The organism is Salmonella sp. 32070601201500089SM (genome assembly GCF_017573605.1).
In the GTDB taxonomy this organism is placed as follows: Bacteria; Pseudomonadota; Gammaproteobacteria; order Enterobacterales; family Enterobacteriaceae; genus Salmonella; species Salmonella enterica.
Map to the genome: position 1 here is coordinate 101,815 of NZ_JAGETK010000006.1, position 14,026 is coordinate 115,840.

Sequence of the window (14,026 nt, forward strand, 5' to 3'; positions counted from 1 at the left end):
ATTATTTTTGTCAGTAGATAGTATTTTGCGCCAAATTGCCATGCAACGAGCAATTTGACGGGCGTAAAAGTTTGACGTAGCGGCAAAGGCGACACAGATGATTCCGATTGATGTCGACTACTTTGCGTAGCGACACTGATGCCGTTACTATCGTTCCACTTTCTCTGACAATAACGACAGCCTGATGCCAAAATTACGCCTGATTGGACTAACTTTACTTGCGCTTAGCGCCACCGCCGTCTCTCATGCTGAAGAGACGCGTTACGTTTCTGATGAACTGAATACCTGGGTCCGCAGCGGTCCGGGAGATAATTATCGCCTTGTGGGTACCGTCAACGCCGGCGAGGAAGTCACGCTCTTACAGAGCGATGCCAACTATGGTCAAATTAAAGACAGTTCTGGTCGTACTGCCTGGATACCGTTAAAAGAACTGAATACCACGCCAAGCCTGCGTACCCGCGTGCCGGATCTGGAAAATCAGGTCAAAACGTTGACCGATAAACTCAACAATATTGATACCACGTGGAATCAGCGCACCGCCGATATGCAGCAGAAAGTGGCGCAAAGCGACAGCGTCATCAACGGGCTAAAAGAAGAGAACCAGAAGCTGAAAAACGAGCTGATTGTCGCGCAGAAAAAAGTTAGCGCCGCGAATCTGCAACTGGATGACAAACAGCGCACCATTATTATGCAGTGGTTTATGTATGGCGGCGGCGTATTGGGTATTGGCTTGCTGTTAGGGCTGGTGCTGCCGCATATGATCCCAAGCCGTAAACGCAAAGACCGCTGGATGAACTAAATCGCCTTCTCTGCGGCACTGTCTTATCATTAGAGGATGATCGTTTTTAAAAGGAAAGTGGCGTGAAGATTTATCTGGTCGGTGGTGCGGTTCGGGATGCGTTGTTAGGGCTACCGGTTAAAGATAAAGATTGGGTCGTTGTCGGCGCCACGCCGCAGGAGATGCTTGATGCGGGCTACCAGCAGGTAGGCCGTGATTTTCCTGTGTTTCTCCATCCGCAAACTCACGAAGAATACGCGCTGGCGCGTACTGAGCGTAAATCCGGTTCCGGCTACACGGGCTTCACCTGTTATGCCGCGCCGGACGTTACCCTGGAAGCCGATCTCCAGCGTCGCGATCTGACCATTAATGCTCTGGCGCGCGACGATGACGGACAGATTATCGACCCTTACCACGGGCGCCGGGATCTGGAGGCGCGTCTACTGCGCCATGTCTCTCCCGCGTTTGGCGAAGATCCCTTGCGCGTATTGCGCGTGGCGCGTTTTGCCGCCCGTTACGCCCATCTTAGTTTCCGTATCGCCGATGAAACACTGGCGCTAATGCGCGAAATGACCGCGGCAGGCGAGCTGGAACATCTGACGCCGGAACGGGTATGGAAAGAGACGGAAAATGCGCTTACCACCCGCAATCCGCAGGTTTACTTCCAGGTATTGCGCGACTGCGGCGCCCTGCGCGTCCTGTTTCCGGAAATCGACGCCCTGTTTGGCGTACCCGCGCCGGCAAAGTGGCATCCGGAAATTGATACCGGAGTTCATACGCTGATGACGCTGTCGATGGCCGCCATGCTCAGTCCGCAGCTTGATGTTCGTTTCGCCACGCTTTGTCATGATCTGGGCAAAGGCTTAACGCCGAAAAACCTCTGGCCGCGCCATCATGGCCACGGCCCGGCGGGCGTGAAACTGGTCGAACAGCTATGCCAGCGTTTGCGCGTCCCCAATGACCTACGTGATTTAGCTAAACTGGTCGCCGAGTACCATGATCTGATCCACACCTTTCCGATACTCCAGCCGAAAACGATCGTTAAGCTGTTTGACGCCATTGATGCATGGCGTAAACCGCAGCGCGTCGAGCAGATTGCGCTGACCAGCGAAGCCGATGTCCGTGGACGTACCGGATTTGAAGCGTCGGATTACCCGCAGGGGCGCTGGCTGCGCGAAGCCTGGCAGGTGGCCCAAGCGGTACCGACGAAAGAGGTGGTGGAGGCCGGATTTAAGGGCATTGAGATTCGCGAGGAGCTGACGAAGCGACGAATTGCAGCGGTCGCCAACTGGAAAGAGAAGCGCTGCCCGAACCCCGCCAGCTAAACGCCATCCGGCACGATAAATTGCCTGATGGCGCTGCACTTATCAGACCGACAAAACAGTTAGGCCGGACAAGGCGGTACGCCGCCATCCGGCAGGTCAATCATCAGAAGAAAACAACGTAAACGGCAGCCGCCACCACAAAGCGGTAAATCGCAAACGGAATAAACGAGATACGCTTAATCAGTTGCAGGAAGGTCTTGATGGCGATCAGCGCCACCACAAACGCCGTCACAAAGCCCACTGCGAACATCGGAATATCCGCTGCGGTCAGGAATGACCAACTTTTGTAGAGATCCAGAACCGTTGCGCCCATCATCATCGGCACAGCCAGTAAGAACGAGAACTCAGAGGCGGCGTAACGGCTGACGCCCATCAGCATCCCACCGGAAATGGTCGCTCCGGAACGCGAGAAGCCCGGCCACAGCGCCAGACACTGGAAACAGCCAATCATAAACGCCTGACGATACGTCATATCATCCAGCCCCGGCGCGCGCGGTTCTTTCGGCTTCAGGCACTCGGCGGCAATCAGCAACAGACCGCCTACCACCAGCGCGTACATCACGTTAATTGGGTTAAATAGCGACTTGATCGTGTCATGAAAGACTAACCCCAGCACCACCGCCGGAATCATGCCCAGCAGGATGTGAATCAACGTTAATCGACCTTTACTTTCACCTTCACGCTGTAGCGGGCGGCCAAAGTGAATACCGATGAGGCCAAACAACCGCCGCCAGAACATCACCACGACCGCCAGAATAGATCCAAGTTGAATCACCACTTCGAATGTCTTGGCCGTATCGCCTTCAAACCCCAGCAGATGACCCACAATAATCATATGGCCCGTGCTGGATACCGGCAAAAACTCCGTCAATCCTTCGACCACACCCAAAATTGCCGCTATCAGCAGCGAGTGCATATCGCTCATCAATAAACCCCTAAAATGAAAAACACTGCAAAAATGGATCTCGCGTTAAGACCCCATATATAACCGTTTGGTTTAAAAAATATAAAATTATTTATTTTTATTTCAGATTATTGCCACGCTCAATAATTACCCCTACGTTCGCCGCGCGCGCGACGGCGCCAGGCTTGCTCAGTTTGATGCGAACCCACGGAGAATTGAATCGGCTAAGCAGTAGATCCGCCACCTCTTCCGCCACACGCTCGACCAGAGCAAAACGCCCGCCTTCAACATGATTTATCACCGTGTCGGCGATATCCGCGTAACTTAGACAATCTGCGACATCATCGCTTTTCGCCGACTTGCGGTTATCCCATGCCATTTCGATATCGAACACCAGTTTTTGCTCGATAGTCTGTTCCCAGTCGTAAACACCGATAGTGGTGATTACCGAAAGTTGCTCTATAAATACAATATCCATCACGACCTGCCTGCTTTTTGGCTAACCCGGATACCACTTCCGGCGAAATGTGCGTATTATCCACAGAAATAGTAAATAAAACGACACTTTCAATACGGAACAGCTTATGAGTGCAATCGCGCCTGGAATGATCCTCTTCGCGTACCTCTGCGGCTCAATTTCCAGTGCCATTCTGGTTTGCCGCATCGCCGGGCTGCCCGATCCGCGAGAAAGCGGCTCCGGCAACCCGGGCGCGACGAACGTATTACGAATCGGTGGCAAGGGAGCGGCTGTCGCGGTACTTATTTTTGACATCCTTAAAGGTATGTTGCCCGTCTGGGGCGCGTATGCGTTAGGCGTTACCCCTTTCTGGCTGGGGCTTATCGCTATCGCCGCCTGTCTGGGGCATATCTGGCCGGTCTTTTTTGGCTTTAAAGGTGGGAAAGGCGTAGCAACCGCGTTTGGCGCCATTGCGCCCATCGGCTGGGATTTAACCGGCGTCATGGCTGGCACCTGGCTGCTGACGGTCCTGTTAAGCGGTTATTCATCGTTAGGGGCGATTGTCAGCGCCTTGATTGCGCCGTTTTACGTCTGGTGGTTTAAACCGCAGTTCACCTTCCCGGTGTCGATGCTGTCATGTCTCATTTTGCTGCGCCATCATGACAACATCCAGCGTCTGTGGCGTCGACAGGAGACGAAAATCTGGACGAAGCTGAAAAAGAAACGCCAGAAAGATTGAGCTGGAACTGCGTCTGGAAGAGGGCCTCAACCGTCTGGGGATCGGCTCACAAGGGTTGACCGGCAATAGCTTGGTGATGGGCGTACATATCGAATCCGCCGCGCGTCACCCTTCCACCATTGGCGTGGTTAGGCGCGATTTTCGGCCTGATCTTCCTGGTGCTGCTGATTTGTGGATGCCCGTCGTTTTGCTGTAAACCCGTTGGGGCGGCATGATGTCGCCCCCTTTCTCCGCTTTTACGCCGCCGGCAGCTCGGCCAGCGGCCAGCGCGGACGTACCGTTACGCCAAGATCCGCCGTAACGCCCGCCTTAAACCGCACCATTCCGGCATAGGCGATCATCGCCCCGTTGTCAGTACAAAACTCCGGGCGCGCATAGAACACTTCGCCGCGGCGTTTTTGCATCATTTCGGCAAGCTTCGCGCGCAGCGTGCGGTTAGCGCTGACGCCGCCCGCCATGACCAGACGCTTAAAACCGGTGCTTTCCAGCGCGCGCTTGCACTTGATCATCAGCGTATCCACGACCGCATCTTCAAAAGCGCGCGCGATATCAGCGCGAGTTTGTTCGTCGTCGCCATTACTACGAATGGTGTTAGCGGCAAAGGTTTTCAGACCGGAAAAACTAAAATCCAGCCCCGGGCGATCGGTCATCGGGCGCGGAAAGACAAAACGCCCCGCCGTCCCCTGCGACGCCATTTTCGACAGCATCGGGCCGCCAGGATAATCCAGCCCCAACAATTTGGCGGTTTTATCAAACGCTTCACCGGCGGCATCGTCAATCGACTCTCCCAGCAGTTCGTACTGACCGATTCCGGTCACGCTAATGAGCTGCGTATGTCCGCCGGAGACCAGCAGCGCCACAAACGGGAACTCCGGAGGGTTATCTTCCAGCATTGGCGCCAGCAGATGACCTTCCATATGGTGTACAGGAATGGCCGGCACATTCCAGGCAAATGCCAGTGAACGCCCGACGGTTGCGCCGACCAGCAGCGCGCCGACCAGGCCCGGGCCTGCGGTATAGGCCACCGCGTCGATATCGCTCGCCGTCAGACCGGCTTCTTTTAATGCCGCCTGAATCAGCGGCACGGTTTTACGCACATGATCGCGGGAAGCCAGTTCAGGCACTACGCCGCCGTAGTCAGCATGTAATTTCACCTGACTATACAATTGGTTGGCTAACAGACCCTTTTTGTCGTCGTAAATAGCGATGCCGGTTTCATCGCAGGATGTTTCAATACCCAGTACACGCATGACTTGTTTTACCTCGCTCTAATACCGCGCAGTGTAGGTCGAATGCGGGTGGATGTATACCCTCAGTCCCGACTTCGTGTATACTCCCTCCCCTTATAAAAGTCCCTTTCAAAAAAGGCCGCGGTGCTTTACAAAGCAGCAGCAATTGCAGTAAAATTCCGCACCATTTTGAAATAAGCTGGCGTTGATGCCAGCGGCAAACCGAATTAATCAAAGGTGAGAGGCACATGCCGGTAATTAAAGTACGTGAAAACGAGCCGTTCGACGTAGCTCTGCGTCGCTTCAAGCGTTCCTGCGAAAAAGCAGGTGTTCTGGCGGAAGTTCGTCGTCGTGAGTTCTATGAAAAACCGACGACCGAACGTAAGCGCGCTAAAGCTTCTGCAGTGAAACGTCACGCGAAGAAACTGGCTCGCGAAAACGCACGCCGTACTCGTCTGTACTAATCTTTTGAGAGCGGGCTGCTCTCAATTCAGATCGAGTTGTAGTTGTAAGGCCGTGCTTCCGAAAGGAATGCGCGGCTTGTTTTCGTTTATGCATTAGCATATACACAAAATCATTCATGCTGCGTCCAGGCGGCAAGAGAGCAAGTCCCCGGCGCTTACGCAAGTCAGCGACAGGGGTGAGCGAACGTAGCCAACACTACGGCAGCCTGAAGAATGACGTGTATAAAAGGGGCATATGGCTGGACGAATCCCACGCGTATTCATTAATGACCTGCTGGCGAGAACCGATATCGTCGATCTGATCGACGTGCGCGTAAAACTCAAGAAACAGGGCAAGAACTATCACGCGTGTTGTCCATTCCATAATGAGAAAACCCCTTCTTTCACCGTAAACGGTGAAAAACAGTTTTATCACTGCTTTGGATGCGGCGCGCATGGCAATGCGATCGACTTTTTGATGAATTACGACAAGCTCGAATTTGTCGAAACCGTCGAAGAATTAGCGGCCATGCATAACCTGGAAATTCCCTATGAAGCAGGCACCGGGCTTAGCCAGATAGAGCGCCATCAACGGCAAAACCTCTATCAGTTGATGAATGGTCTGAATGACTTTTATCAGCAGTCGCTTACCCATCCTGCGGCAAAACCTGCGCGTGACTATCTGCAAAAGCGCGGTCTGAGCGCTGAAATTATTCAGCGTTTCGCCATTGGCTTCGCGCCTCCAGGTTGGGATAACGCGTTAAAGCGCTTCGGTAATAACAGCGATAACAAGGCATTGTTGCTGGATGCCGGAATGCTGGTCAATAACGAGCAGGGCAGCACTTACGATCGTTTCCGTAATCGGGTCATGTTCCCTATTCGGGACAAACGCGGCAGGGTGATTGGTTTTGGCGGTCGAGTTCTGGGGAACGACACGCCGAAATACCTTAACTCTCCGGAAACGGACATTTTCCATAAAGGCCGCCAGCTATATGGTCTTTATGAGGCTCAGCAATATAGTGCTGAACCGCAACGCTTGCTTGTGGTCGAAGGTTATATGGATGTCGTCGCACTAGCGCAATACGACATTAACTATGCGGTCGCTTCGCTGGGTACCTCAACCACGGCAGACCATATGCATATGTTATTCCGGGCGACGAACAACGTGATTTGCTGTTACGACGGCGACCGGGCTGGCCGTGATGCCGCCTGGAGAGCGCTGGAAACAGCAATGCCTTATATGACCGATGGTCGGCAGGTACGCTTTATGTTTTTACCTGACGGCGAAGACCCGGATACGCTGGTGCGTAAAGAAGGCAAGGCGGCTTTCGAAGCGCGGATGGAGCAGGCGCAGCCGCTCTCTACGTTTCTGTTTAATAGCCTCCTGCCGCAGGTGGATTTAAGCTCGCCGGATGGCAGCACGCAGTTAGCCGCACTGGCGCTGCCGCTCATTAATCAGGTGCCTGGCGACGCGCACCGTATTCAGCTGCGCCAGACGTTGGGGCTGAAGTTAGGCATTTTCGATGATAGTCAGCTTGATCGTTTAGTGCCAAAACAGGCGGAAAGCGGCGTTTCCCGCCCGGCTCCGCAGCTAAAACGCACGACCATGCGTATACTGATAGGATTACTGGTGCAAAATCCGGATCTCGCGCCGTTAGTGCCGCCCTTAGACGCGCTGGATCAGAATAAGCTGCCTGGACTTGGCTTATTTAAAGAATTGGTCAAAACTTGTTTGGCTCAGCCAGGTCTTACTACCGGACAACTTCTGGAACTCTACCGTGGCACAAATGATGCTGCGACCCTTGAAAAATTATCGATGTGGGACGATATAGCAGATAAGGCGATTGCCGAAAAGACTTTTACCGACTCACTCAACCATATGTTTGATTCGCTGCTGCAACTGCGACAAGAAGAGCTGATCGCTCGCGATCGCACTCATGGTTTAAGCAGCGAAGAACGCCGAGAGCTCTGGACGTTAAACCAGGAGCTGGCCAGAAAATGAATTTAACGGCTTAAATGCCGCATATCGATCGGGAAGCCCCCGACAGCCGCAGTGAGAGGCAGCGGCCAAAATATAAGTATGCCCTCGCTTTAAATGTCGACAGCTATACCGTCGACACCAATCAAACGAATAAGTGTGGATACCGTCTTATGGAGCAAAACCCGCAGTCACAGCTGAAACTTCTTGTCACCCGTGGTAAGGAGCAAGGCTATCTGACCTATGCTGAGGTCAATGACCATCTGCCGGAAGATATCGTCGATTCAGATCAAATTGAAGATATCATCCAAATGATCAACGACATGGGTATTCAGGTAATGGAAGAAGCGCCTGATGCCGATGATCTGCTGCTGGCTGAAAATACCACCAGCACCGATGAAGATGCGGAAGAAGCTGCTGCACAAGTTCTGTCCAGTGTTGAGTCTGAAATCGGTCGTACGACTGACCCGGTACGCATGTATATGCGTGAAATGGGCACTGTTGAACTATTGACCCGGGAAGGCGAAATCGACATCGCTAAACGTATCGAAGACGGGATCAACCAGGTTCAATGCTCCGTTGCCGAATACCCGGAAGCCATTACCTATCTGCTGGAACAGTACGATCGCGTTGAGGCTGAAGAGGCTCGTTTGTCCGATCTTATCACCGGCTTTGTCGATCCGAACGCGGAAGAAGAGATGGCGCCGACCGCAACTCACGTCGGTTCTGAACTCTCCCAGGAAGACCTGGATGATGACGAAGACGAAGATGAAGAAGACGGCGACGATGACGCCGCCGATGACGACAACAGCATTGACCCTGAACTGGCACGCGAAAAATTCGCTGAACTGCGCGCGCAATACGTCGTTACGCGCGACACCATCAAAGCGAAAGGCCGCAGCCATGCTGCCGCGCAGGAAGAGATTCTGAAGCTGTCTGAAGTGTTCAAACAGTTCCGTCTGGTACCGAAGCAATTCGACTATCTGGTCAACAGTATGCGCGTGATGATGGATCGCGTGCGTACCCAGGAACGTCTGATCATGAAGCTCTGCGTCGAGCAGTGCAAAATGCCGAAGAAGAACTTTATCACGCTGTTTACCGGTAATGAAACCAGCGAAACCTGGTTCAATGCCGCTATCGCGATGAACAAACCGTGGTCGGAAAAACTGCACGATGTCGCGGAAGAAGTGCAACGCTGCCTGCAAAAACTGCGGCAGATTGAAGAAGAGACCGGTCTGACCATCGAACAGGTGAAAGACATCAACCGTCGCATGTCCATCGGGGAAGCGAAAGCCCGCCGTGCGAAGAAAGAGATGGTTGAAGCGAACTTGCGTCTGGTTATTTCTATCGCTAAGAAATACACCAACCGTGGCTTGCAATTCCTTGATCTGATTCAGGAAGGCAACATCGGTCTGATGAAAGCGGTAGATAAGTTCGAATACCGTCGCGGCTACAAATTCTCCACCTATGCAACCTGGTGGATCCGTCAGGCGATCACCCGTTCTATCGCCGATCAGGCGCGCACCATCCGTATTCCGGTGCATATGATTGAGACCATCAACAAGCTCAACCGTATTTCTCGCCAGATGCTGCAAGAGATGGGCCGCGAGCCAACGCCGGAAGAGCTGGCTGAACGGATGCTGATGCCGGAAGATAAAATTCGTAAGGTGCTGAAGATTGCCAAAGAGCCAATCTCCATGGAAACGCCGATCGGCGACGATGAAGATTCGCATCTGGGTGATTTCATCGAGGATACCACCCTCGAGCTGCCGCTGGACTCTGCCACTACCGAGAGCCTGCGTGCCGCCACTCACGACGTTTTGGCTGGCCTGACCGCTCGTGAAGCGAAAGTGCTGCGTATGCGTTTCGGTATCGATATGAACACCGACCACACGCTGGAAGAAGTGGGTAAACAGTTCGATGTTACCCGCGAACGTATCCGTCAGATCGAAGCGAAGGCGCTGCGTAAACTGCGCCACCCGAGCCGTTCTGAAGTGCTGCGCAGCTTCCTCGACGATTAATTCGCCGCACACGTATAAACGCCGCCGCAAGGCGGCGTTTTTTTATCAGGCCATGCGCAAGCGCCCTATTTGGCCTGCAGAATTTCTACACAGCGCGAGTATTCGCGCCCTCATTCCCCATTGCTATAGCCCACGCATAATGAGCGCTTGATCCAGTTCGCGATAGGCCTCGACCAGTTTTTCCGTTTTAATTCGGTTTAAGCCGCTGGGATTCGGCAACACCCACACCATCGTCGCGCCAATGGCGATCTTTTGTTTACCCCAGGCGATACCGCGCTGGCTGAACCCCTGTTCAAAAGCCTGTTTACCAAGCACCGCCAGCGCCGCGGGCTGGTAGTCCTCTATTTTTTCAATCAGGTTTCGTCCGCCGCTACGTAATTCATGCAACTTCACCTCAGTCGCTTGTACCGTCGGTCGGTCGACGAGTTTCGTTACCCCGCAGCGAAAATCCAGTAATTTTTCCGCCTCTTCCGGTTTCAACTGCCGATCGGTGAAACCGGCCAAATGAATAACTTTCCAAAAACGATTCGCGGGATGTGCAAACGGAAAGCCGGTATTCGCCGACGAGAGTCCCGGATTGATGCCGCAAAAAACCACCCGTAGCCCTGGCGCCAGTATGTCCTTAACCATTATTACTCCTGAGCAATACAACGTTCTTTAAGTATAACGGGTTGAAAACACATTGTTTATAAAAACAGCACCCGCACGGTTACGGCTGGATTACAGCGTAAAGTTACATTATAATCCACCGCCACGGCCCCTTAGCTCAGTGGTTAGAGCAGGCGACTCATAATCGCTTGGTCGCTGGTTCAAGTCCAGCAGGGGCCACCAAATTTTAGCTTTAAAATCATATAATTAAGCCACTCTAAAGAGTGGCTTTTTTGTTTCTGACAGGGCTCGCCCCATACCGCTATTTACGATGCCAATAGGCTGCCGCATGTACCAGGTGTGGATCAAACCCCTTTTCAAAGCACTGACTTAAACGTTTTACCGTTTTGCCTTCGCCAGTAATCCAGATGAAATAGTCTGATTCTGGTATTGTCAGCTGCGACAGGCGCGTTTGCATTGCCTGTTCATCGCCGTCAACAACATATTCCACAGTAATGTCCGTCAAATGGGCGAGATAATCGCGGTATGCCGCATCCTGAATGCTCACCAGCGCGGTTACCGCAGGGCGCGCAGGCAGACGGCTAAGCGATTCCAGACGACGACGTAGCGCAGGCATACCGGACTCATCGCAGACATAAACCTGACAGGCATAATCTTCCGGCACCACCAGCGAACCGCGCGGCCCGCCAATCGTCAGTGTATCGCCTTCACGGGCTTCCATTGCCCAACGGCTGGCTACGCCACCATCGTGGATAAAGAAATCCAGCGCCAGCTCGCGACGCGCCTCGTCATACAGCGGCGTGTAATCCCTGGAGACCGGACGAACGCCCTCCCCCCAGATAATGCCTTCCTCAGTGACTGTCGGGGGCGTAAAGCGACAGCCTGGCTCAGGGAAAAAAACTTTCGTGTGATCGTCAAAGCCCAGGGAGATGAAACCGTCCAGCGCCTCGCCGCCAAGTACGATCCGCTGAAATCCTGCGCTAATACGTTCTACCCGCAGAACGATCAGCTCGCGAAAACGCAGCTCATTACGAACACGCTGTGGGTAGCGTACGGATGATGTCGTCATTTTTTGCCTTCGTGAAGTAATACGATATATCTAAATTAAAGTTTTAAATGATAATGATTGTTAATCAGTAAAAATGCAACTGTTTTTTGATAGTGTTCTGGCAACACATCGCTAATCACAACTTCAAAATAAAACGTTATAAATTAATAGATTATATCAACAAGCGCTTTTATCCTTGCTAAAAAGCATCATTTAGATATAAATTAGATATATCTAAATAAGCAGGAGGCAATGATGCAAAATCAACATGAAGGGTGTTGCAAAAACCGGGATCATAAGCACGACGGCTGCTGTAAAGATCGAGAACATCAGCATGAAGGCTGCCATAGCGCGCATCAGCATAAGAACGCCAGTTGCGGCGGCGAACACCGTCACGGACACGGCTGTGGTCGTCATGGACAGGGCGGTGGTCGACGTCAGCGATTTTTTGGCCACGGGGAGCTTCGGCTGGTCATTCTTGATATCCTGACCCGGGACGCCAGCCACGGCTATGAACTGATTAAAGCGATAGAAAACCTGACGGGGGGCGGCTATACGCCAAGCGCTGGTGTGATCTACCCTACGCTGGATTTTTTACAGGATCAGCAATTTATCACGATTAGCGACGAAGAAGGCGGGCGGAAAAAAATCGCGATTACCGCGAACGGCGCGCAATGGCTTGATGAAAATCGCGAACACCTGACGCATATTCAGGCGCGGCTAAAAGCCCGTTGTGTGGGCATGGAGTTACGTAAAAATCCGCAGATGAAGCGGGCGCTGGATAACTTCAAGGCCGTGCTGGATCTGCGGATAAACCACAGCGATATCAACGACGCGCAAATCAAACGCATTATCGGCGTGATTGATCGCGCGGCGCTGGAAATCGCCGAACTGGATTAAGCGGGCTGCGTGTCCTCTTCGCGGACGCGGAACACGTTAACCAGCTCTTTTAAATGTAACGCCTGTTCGTTCAGCGACGCCGCGGCGGCAACAGACTCTTCCACAAGGCAGGAGTTTTGTTGCGTGGCGGCGTCAATCAGGCCAATCGCGCTGTTAATCTGCGAAATACCGTCAGTTTGCTCGCGGCTGGCCTGCCCAATCTCGCGTAATATCACATCCATCTCTTCGACGTTATCCACCATGCCATTAATCAGGGCGCTGGCTTTCTCCACCAGGTGCATCCCTTCCTGAGTCTGACTGGTTGAATCTTCAATCAAATTACGGATTTCACTGGCTGACGAGGCGCTCTTTTGCGCCAACTGGCGAACCTCTCCGGCGACAACGGCAAAACCGCGCCCATGTTCGCCCGCGCGAGCCGCTTCAACCGCCGCGTTCAGCGCCAGAATATTGGTCTGAAAGGCAATGGAATCAATGATATTGATGATATCCGACATACGATTTGCCGTATCGTTAATGACGCGCATTTTCTGCGTCACTTGATTCATCATCTCCCCATTGTTTTTCACTACGCTGGCGGCGCCGGCAGAGAGTTTGGTCGCTTCACTGGTATGGTCAGCCGTATTTTTAACCGTGGCGGTAATCTGTTCCATCGACGCCGCCGTTTCTTCAACCGAGCTGGCCTGCTCTTCCGTACGCGCCGCCAAATCCTGGTTACCGGCGACAATTTGCGCCGCCGCCGTGGAGATACTCTCCGAACCGTTTTGCACTTCCTGTACGATATCCAGCAGACGCGTTTTCATCGCCATTAATGCTTGCAGTAGTACGCCTGTTTCATCTTTATAGTCGGTGGTGATATGGCGAGTCAGATCGCCATCGGCAATCGCCTCGGCAAAGCGTACTGCGTCATCAAGCGGTCGGGTAATGGAACGTACGATATACCATCCCATTACGCATCCGGCAGCGATGCTTATCAGCGCCAGGGTAATTAACAGCGTCCGGTTAGTTTTAAAATCTCCTTCGACCTGCACGCCCGCGTTGTGCATCTGCGCATCCTGAACGGCGATAAGTTCCTGAACTTTGTCCTTATAGACCTTTTGCACTTGCACCGTTCTGGTCATCATCTCCTGAATGGCCGCCTGACGATTATGGCTTTGAATATCTTGCAAAATACGGAATCTGGACTCCAGGTATTGCTGGCGCGCTTCACGGATCTCGGTAATGATTTTCTGCGAAGCCGCATCGTGACGATTGCTGGAAAGCTCATCCAGTAACGCCGTAATACGCTGGCTTATTTCATCCAGCTCTTTCTGCGAACTCTGGCTCCAGCGCCCCTCTTCATCCAGTAACATGAGCTGCTGCGCGATGATGAAATCATTAAAATTATCGATTAACAGATTGGCTTTTACCGTGGTGGGATAATCATTGGTAATAATGTTCTGCATACCCGTATTAGCCCGATCAAGGCTAAACAAAGACAGAGCGGAACTCACCACCATGAGAACAATGAATAAGCCAAAGGCCATAAATAATTTTGAACGTATTTTAATGTTATGCAAAAACATATTTTCTCCCTGGGATTGCATATCCTCATACAG

Annotated in this window: 13 protein-coding genes, 1 tRNA gene and 2 pseudogenes; 10 read left to right on the forward strand and 6 right to left on the reverse strand. The window is 52.6% G+C overall.

Going from position 1 to position 14,026, the window contains the following annotated elements; translation table 11 throughout:
- Positions 1-184: 184 nt before the first annotated feature.
- The 3 genes and pseudogenes from J4728_RS11775 to J4728_RS24300 all read left to right on the forward strand — a co-directional run.
- Positions 185-799: a TIGR04211 family SH3 domain-containing protein gene (locus tag J4728_RS11775; protein ID WP_001125344.1), complete on the forward strand. Its 615-nt coding sequence runs from the start codon at positions 185-187 to the stop codon at positions 797-799.
- Between the two features lie 62 nt (positions 800-861).
- Complete coding sequence (locus tag J4728_RS11780; RefSeq protein WP_000708447.1) at positions 862-2,103, forward strand: multifunctional CCA addition/repair protein; 1,242 nt, start codon at positions 862-864, stop codon at positions 2,101-2,103.
- Positions 2,104-2,123: 20 nt separating this feature from the next.
- Positions 2,124-2,208, forward strand: a pseudogene (locus J4728_RS24300) (hypothetical protein); the annotation flags it as partial.
- Here J4728_RS24300 and bacA read toward each other — a convergent pair.
- Both bacA and folB read right to left on the reverse strand, forming a co-directional pair.
- Positions 2,207-3,028 (reverse strand): undecaprenyl-diphosphate phosphatase, encoded by an 822-nt coding sequence (gene bacA, locus J4728_RS11785; RefSeq protein ID WP_001281933.1) that lies wholly within the window; start codon positions 3,026-3,028, stop codon positions 2,207-2,209. The pseudogene J4728_RS24300 and the gene bacA sit on opposite strands and share 2 nt — an antisense overlap.
- Before the next feature lie 97 nt (positions 3,029-3,125).
- On the reverse strand, positions 3,126-3,485 hold the full coding sequence (folB, locus tag J4728_RS11790; protein ID WP_000355776.1) for a bifunctional dihydroneopterin aldolase/7,8-dihydroneopterin epimerase: 360 nt from the start codon (positions 3,483-3,485) through the stop codon (positions 3,126-3,128).
- A gap of 106 nt (positions 3,486-3,591) precedes the next feature.
- On the opposite strand from folB, the gene plsY reads away from it, so the two are divergent.
- Both plsY and J4728_RS11800 read left to right on the forward strand, forming a co-directional pair.
- Complete coding sequence (gene plsY / locus J4728_RS11795; RefSeq protein ID WP_001272784.1) at positions 3,592-4,203, forward strand: glycerol-3-phosphate 1-O-acyltransferase PlsY; 612 nt, start codon at positions 3,592-3,594, stop codon at positions 4,201-4,203.
- Positions 4,187-4,330, forward strand: a pseudogene (locus J4728_RS11800) (fumarate hydratase); the annotation flags it as partial. The gene plsY and the pseudogene J4728_RS11800, both read left to right, overlap by 17 nt.
- A gap of 109 nt (positions 4,331-4,439) precedes the next feature.
- On the opposite strand, the gene tsaD reads toward J4728_RS11800, so the two are convergent.
- Positions 4,440-5,453, reverse strand: coding sequence for a tRNA (adenosine(37)-N6)-threonylcarbamoyltransferase complex transferase subunit TsaD (tsaD, locus tag J4728_RS11805; RefSeq protein ID WP_001264391.1), 1,014 nt, complete (start codon positions 5,451-5,453; stop codon positions 4,440-4,442).
- Positions 5,454-5,680: 227 nt separating this feature from the next.
- Here tsaD and rpsU point away from each other — a divergent pair, with 227 nt between their 5' ends.
- The 3 genes from rpsU to rpoD all read left to right on the forward strand — a co-directional run bounded on the left by rpsU (position 5,681) and on the right by rpoD (position 9,874).
- Entirely contained in the window at positions 5,681-5,896 is a 216-nt protein-coding gene (rpsU, locus tag J4728_RS11810; protein ID WP_001144069.1) for a 30S ribosomal protein S21, read from the forward strand.
- A gap of 235 nt (positions 5,897-6,131) precedes the next feature.
- Positions 6,132-7,877: a DNA primase gene (gene dnaG, locus J4728_RS11815; RefSeq protein ID WP_000918865.1), complete on the forward strand. Its 1,746-nt coding sequence runs from the start codon at positions 6,132-6,134 to the stop codon at positions 7,875-7,877.
- A gap of 14 nt (positions 7,878-7,891) precedes the next feature.
- On the forward strand, positions 7,892-9,874 hold the full coding sequence (gene rpoD, locus J4728_RS11820; RefSeq protein ID WP_001120159.1) for an RNA polymerase sigma factor RpoD: 1,983 nt from the start codon (positions 7,892-7,894) through the stop codon (positions 9,872-9,874).
- 123 nt (positions 9,875-9,997) lie between these two features.
- On the opposite strand, the gene mug is transcribed toward rpoD, so the two are convergent.
- The gene (gene mug, locus J4728_RS11825; RefSeq protein ID WP_000237776.1) at positions 9,998-10,504 is read right to left on the reverse strand and encodes a G/U mismatch-specific DNA glycosylase; all 507 of its coding nucleotides are present in this window, start codon (positions 10,502-10,504) and stop codon (positions 9,998-10,000) included.
- A 125-nt stretch (positions 10,505-10,629) separates the two neighbouring features.
- On the opposite strand from mug, the gene J4728_RS11830 reads away from it, so the two are divergent.
- Positions 10,630-10,705: transfer RNA gene (locus J4728_RS11830), tRNA-Ile, on the forward strand.
- Between the two features lie 79 nt (positions 10,706-10,784).
- Here the strand turns inward: J4728_RS11830 and J4728_RS11835 are convergent.
- A complete protein-coding gene (locus J4728_RS11835; protein WP_000213757.1) occupies positions 10,785-11,552 on the reverse strand; it encodes a siderophore-interacting protein in 768 nt (255 codons plus the stop codon).
- A gap of 231 nt (positions 11,553-11,783) precedes the next feature.
- On the opposite strand from J4728_RS11835, the gene J4728_RS11840 reads away from it, so the two are divergent.
- Entirely contained in the window at positions 11,784-12,431 is a 648-nt protein-coding gene (locus J4728_RS11840; RefSeq protein WP_208211789.1) for a PadR family transcriptional regulator, read from the forward strand.
- Here the strand turns inward: J4728_RS11840 and J4728_RS11845 are convergent.
- Complete coding sequence (locus J4728_RS11845; RefSeq protein WP_000478471.1) at positions 12,428-13,993, reverse strand: methyl-accepting chemotaxis protein; 1,566 nt, start codon at positions 13,991-13,993, stop codon at positions 12,428-12,430. The genes J4728_RS11840 and J4728_RS11845 overlap by 4 nt on opposite strands.
- Positions 13,994-14,026 lie beyond the last annotated feature (33 nt).

What these genes read in the sequence shown, in the direction of transcription:
- J4728_RS11775 (WP_001125344.1), top strand. Translation starts at nt 185, where the DNA reads ATGCCAAAATTACGCCTGATTGGACTAACTTTACTTGCGCTTAGCGCC.
- bacA (WP_001281933.1), bottom strand. Translation starts at nt 3,028, where the DNA reads ATGAGCGATATGCACTCGCTGCTGATAGCGGCAATTTTGGGTGTGGTC.
- folB (WP_000355776.1), bottom strand. Translation starts at nt 3,485, where the DNA reads ATGGATATTGTATTTATAGAGCAACTTTCGGTAATCACCACTATCGGT.
- plsY (WP_001272784.1), top strand. Translation starts at nt 3,592, where the DNA reads ATGAGTGCAATCGCGCCTGGAATGATCCTCTTCGCGTACCTCTGCGGC.
- tsaD (WP_001264391.1), bottom strand. Translation starts at nt 5,453, where the DNA reads ATGCGTGTACTGGGTATTGAAACATCCTGCGATGAAACCGGCATCGCT.
- rpsU (WP_001144069.1), top strand. Translation starts at nt 5,681, where the DNA reads ATGCCGGTAATTAAAGTACGTGAAAACGAGCCGTTCGACGTAGCTCTG.
- dnaG (WP_000918865.1), top strand. Translation starts at nt 6,132, where the DNA reads ATGGCTGGACGAATCCCACGCGTATTCATTAATGACCTGCTGGCGAGA.
- rpoD (WP_001120159.1), top strand. Translation starts at nt 7,892, where the DNA reads ATGCCGCATATCGATCGGGAAGCCCCCGACAGCCGCAGTGAGAGGCAG.
- mug (WP_000237776.1), bottom strand. Translation starts at nt 10,504, where the DNA reads ATGGTTAAGGACATACTGGCGCCAGGGCTACGGGTGGTTTTTTGCGGC.
- J4728_RS11835 (WP_000213757.1), bottom strand. Translation starts at nt 11,552, where the DNA reads ATGACGACATCATCCGTACGCTACCCACAGCGTGTTCGTAATGAGCTG.
- J4728_RS11840 (WP_208211789.1), top strand. Translation starts at nt 11,784, where the DNA reads ATGATGCAAAATCAACATGAAGGGTGTTGCAAAAACCGGGATCATAAG.
- J4728_RS11845 (WP_000478471.1), bottom strand. Translation starts at nt 13,993, where the DNA reads ATGTTTTTGCATAACATTAAAATACGTTCAAAATTATTTATGGCCTTT.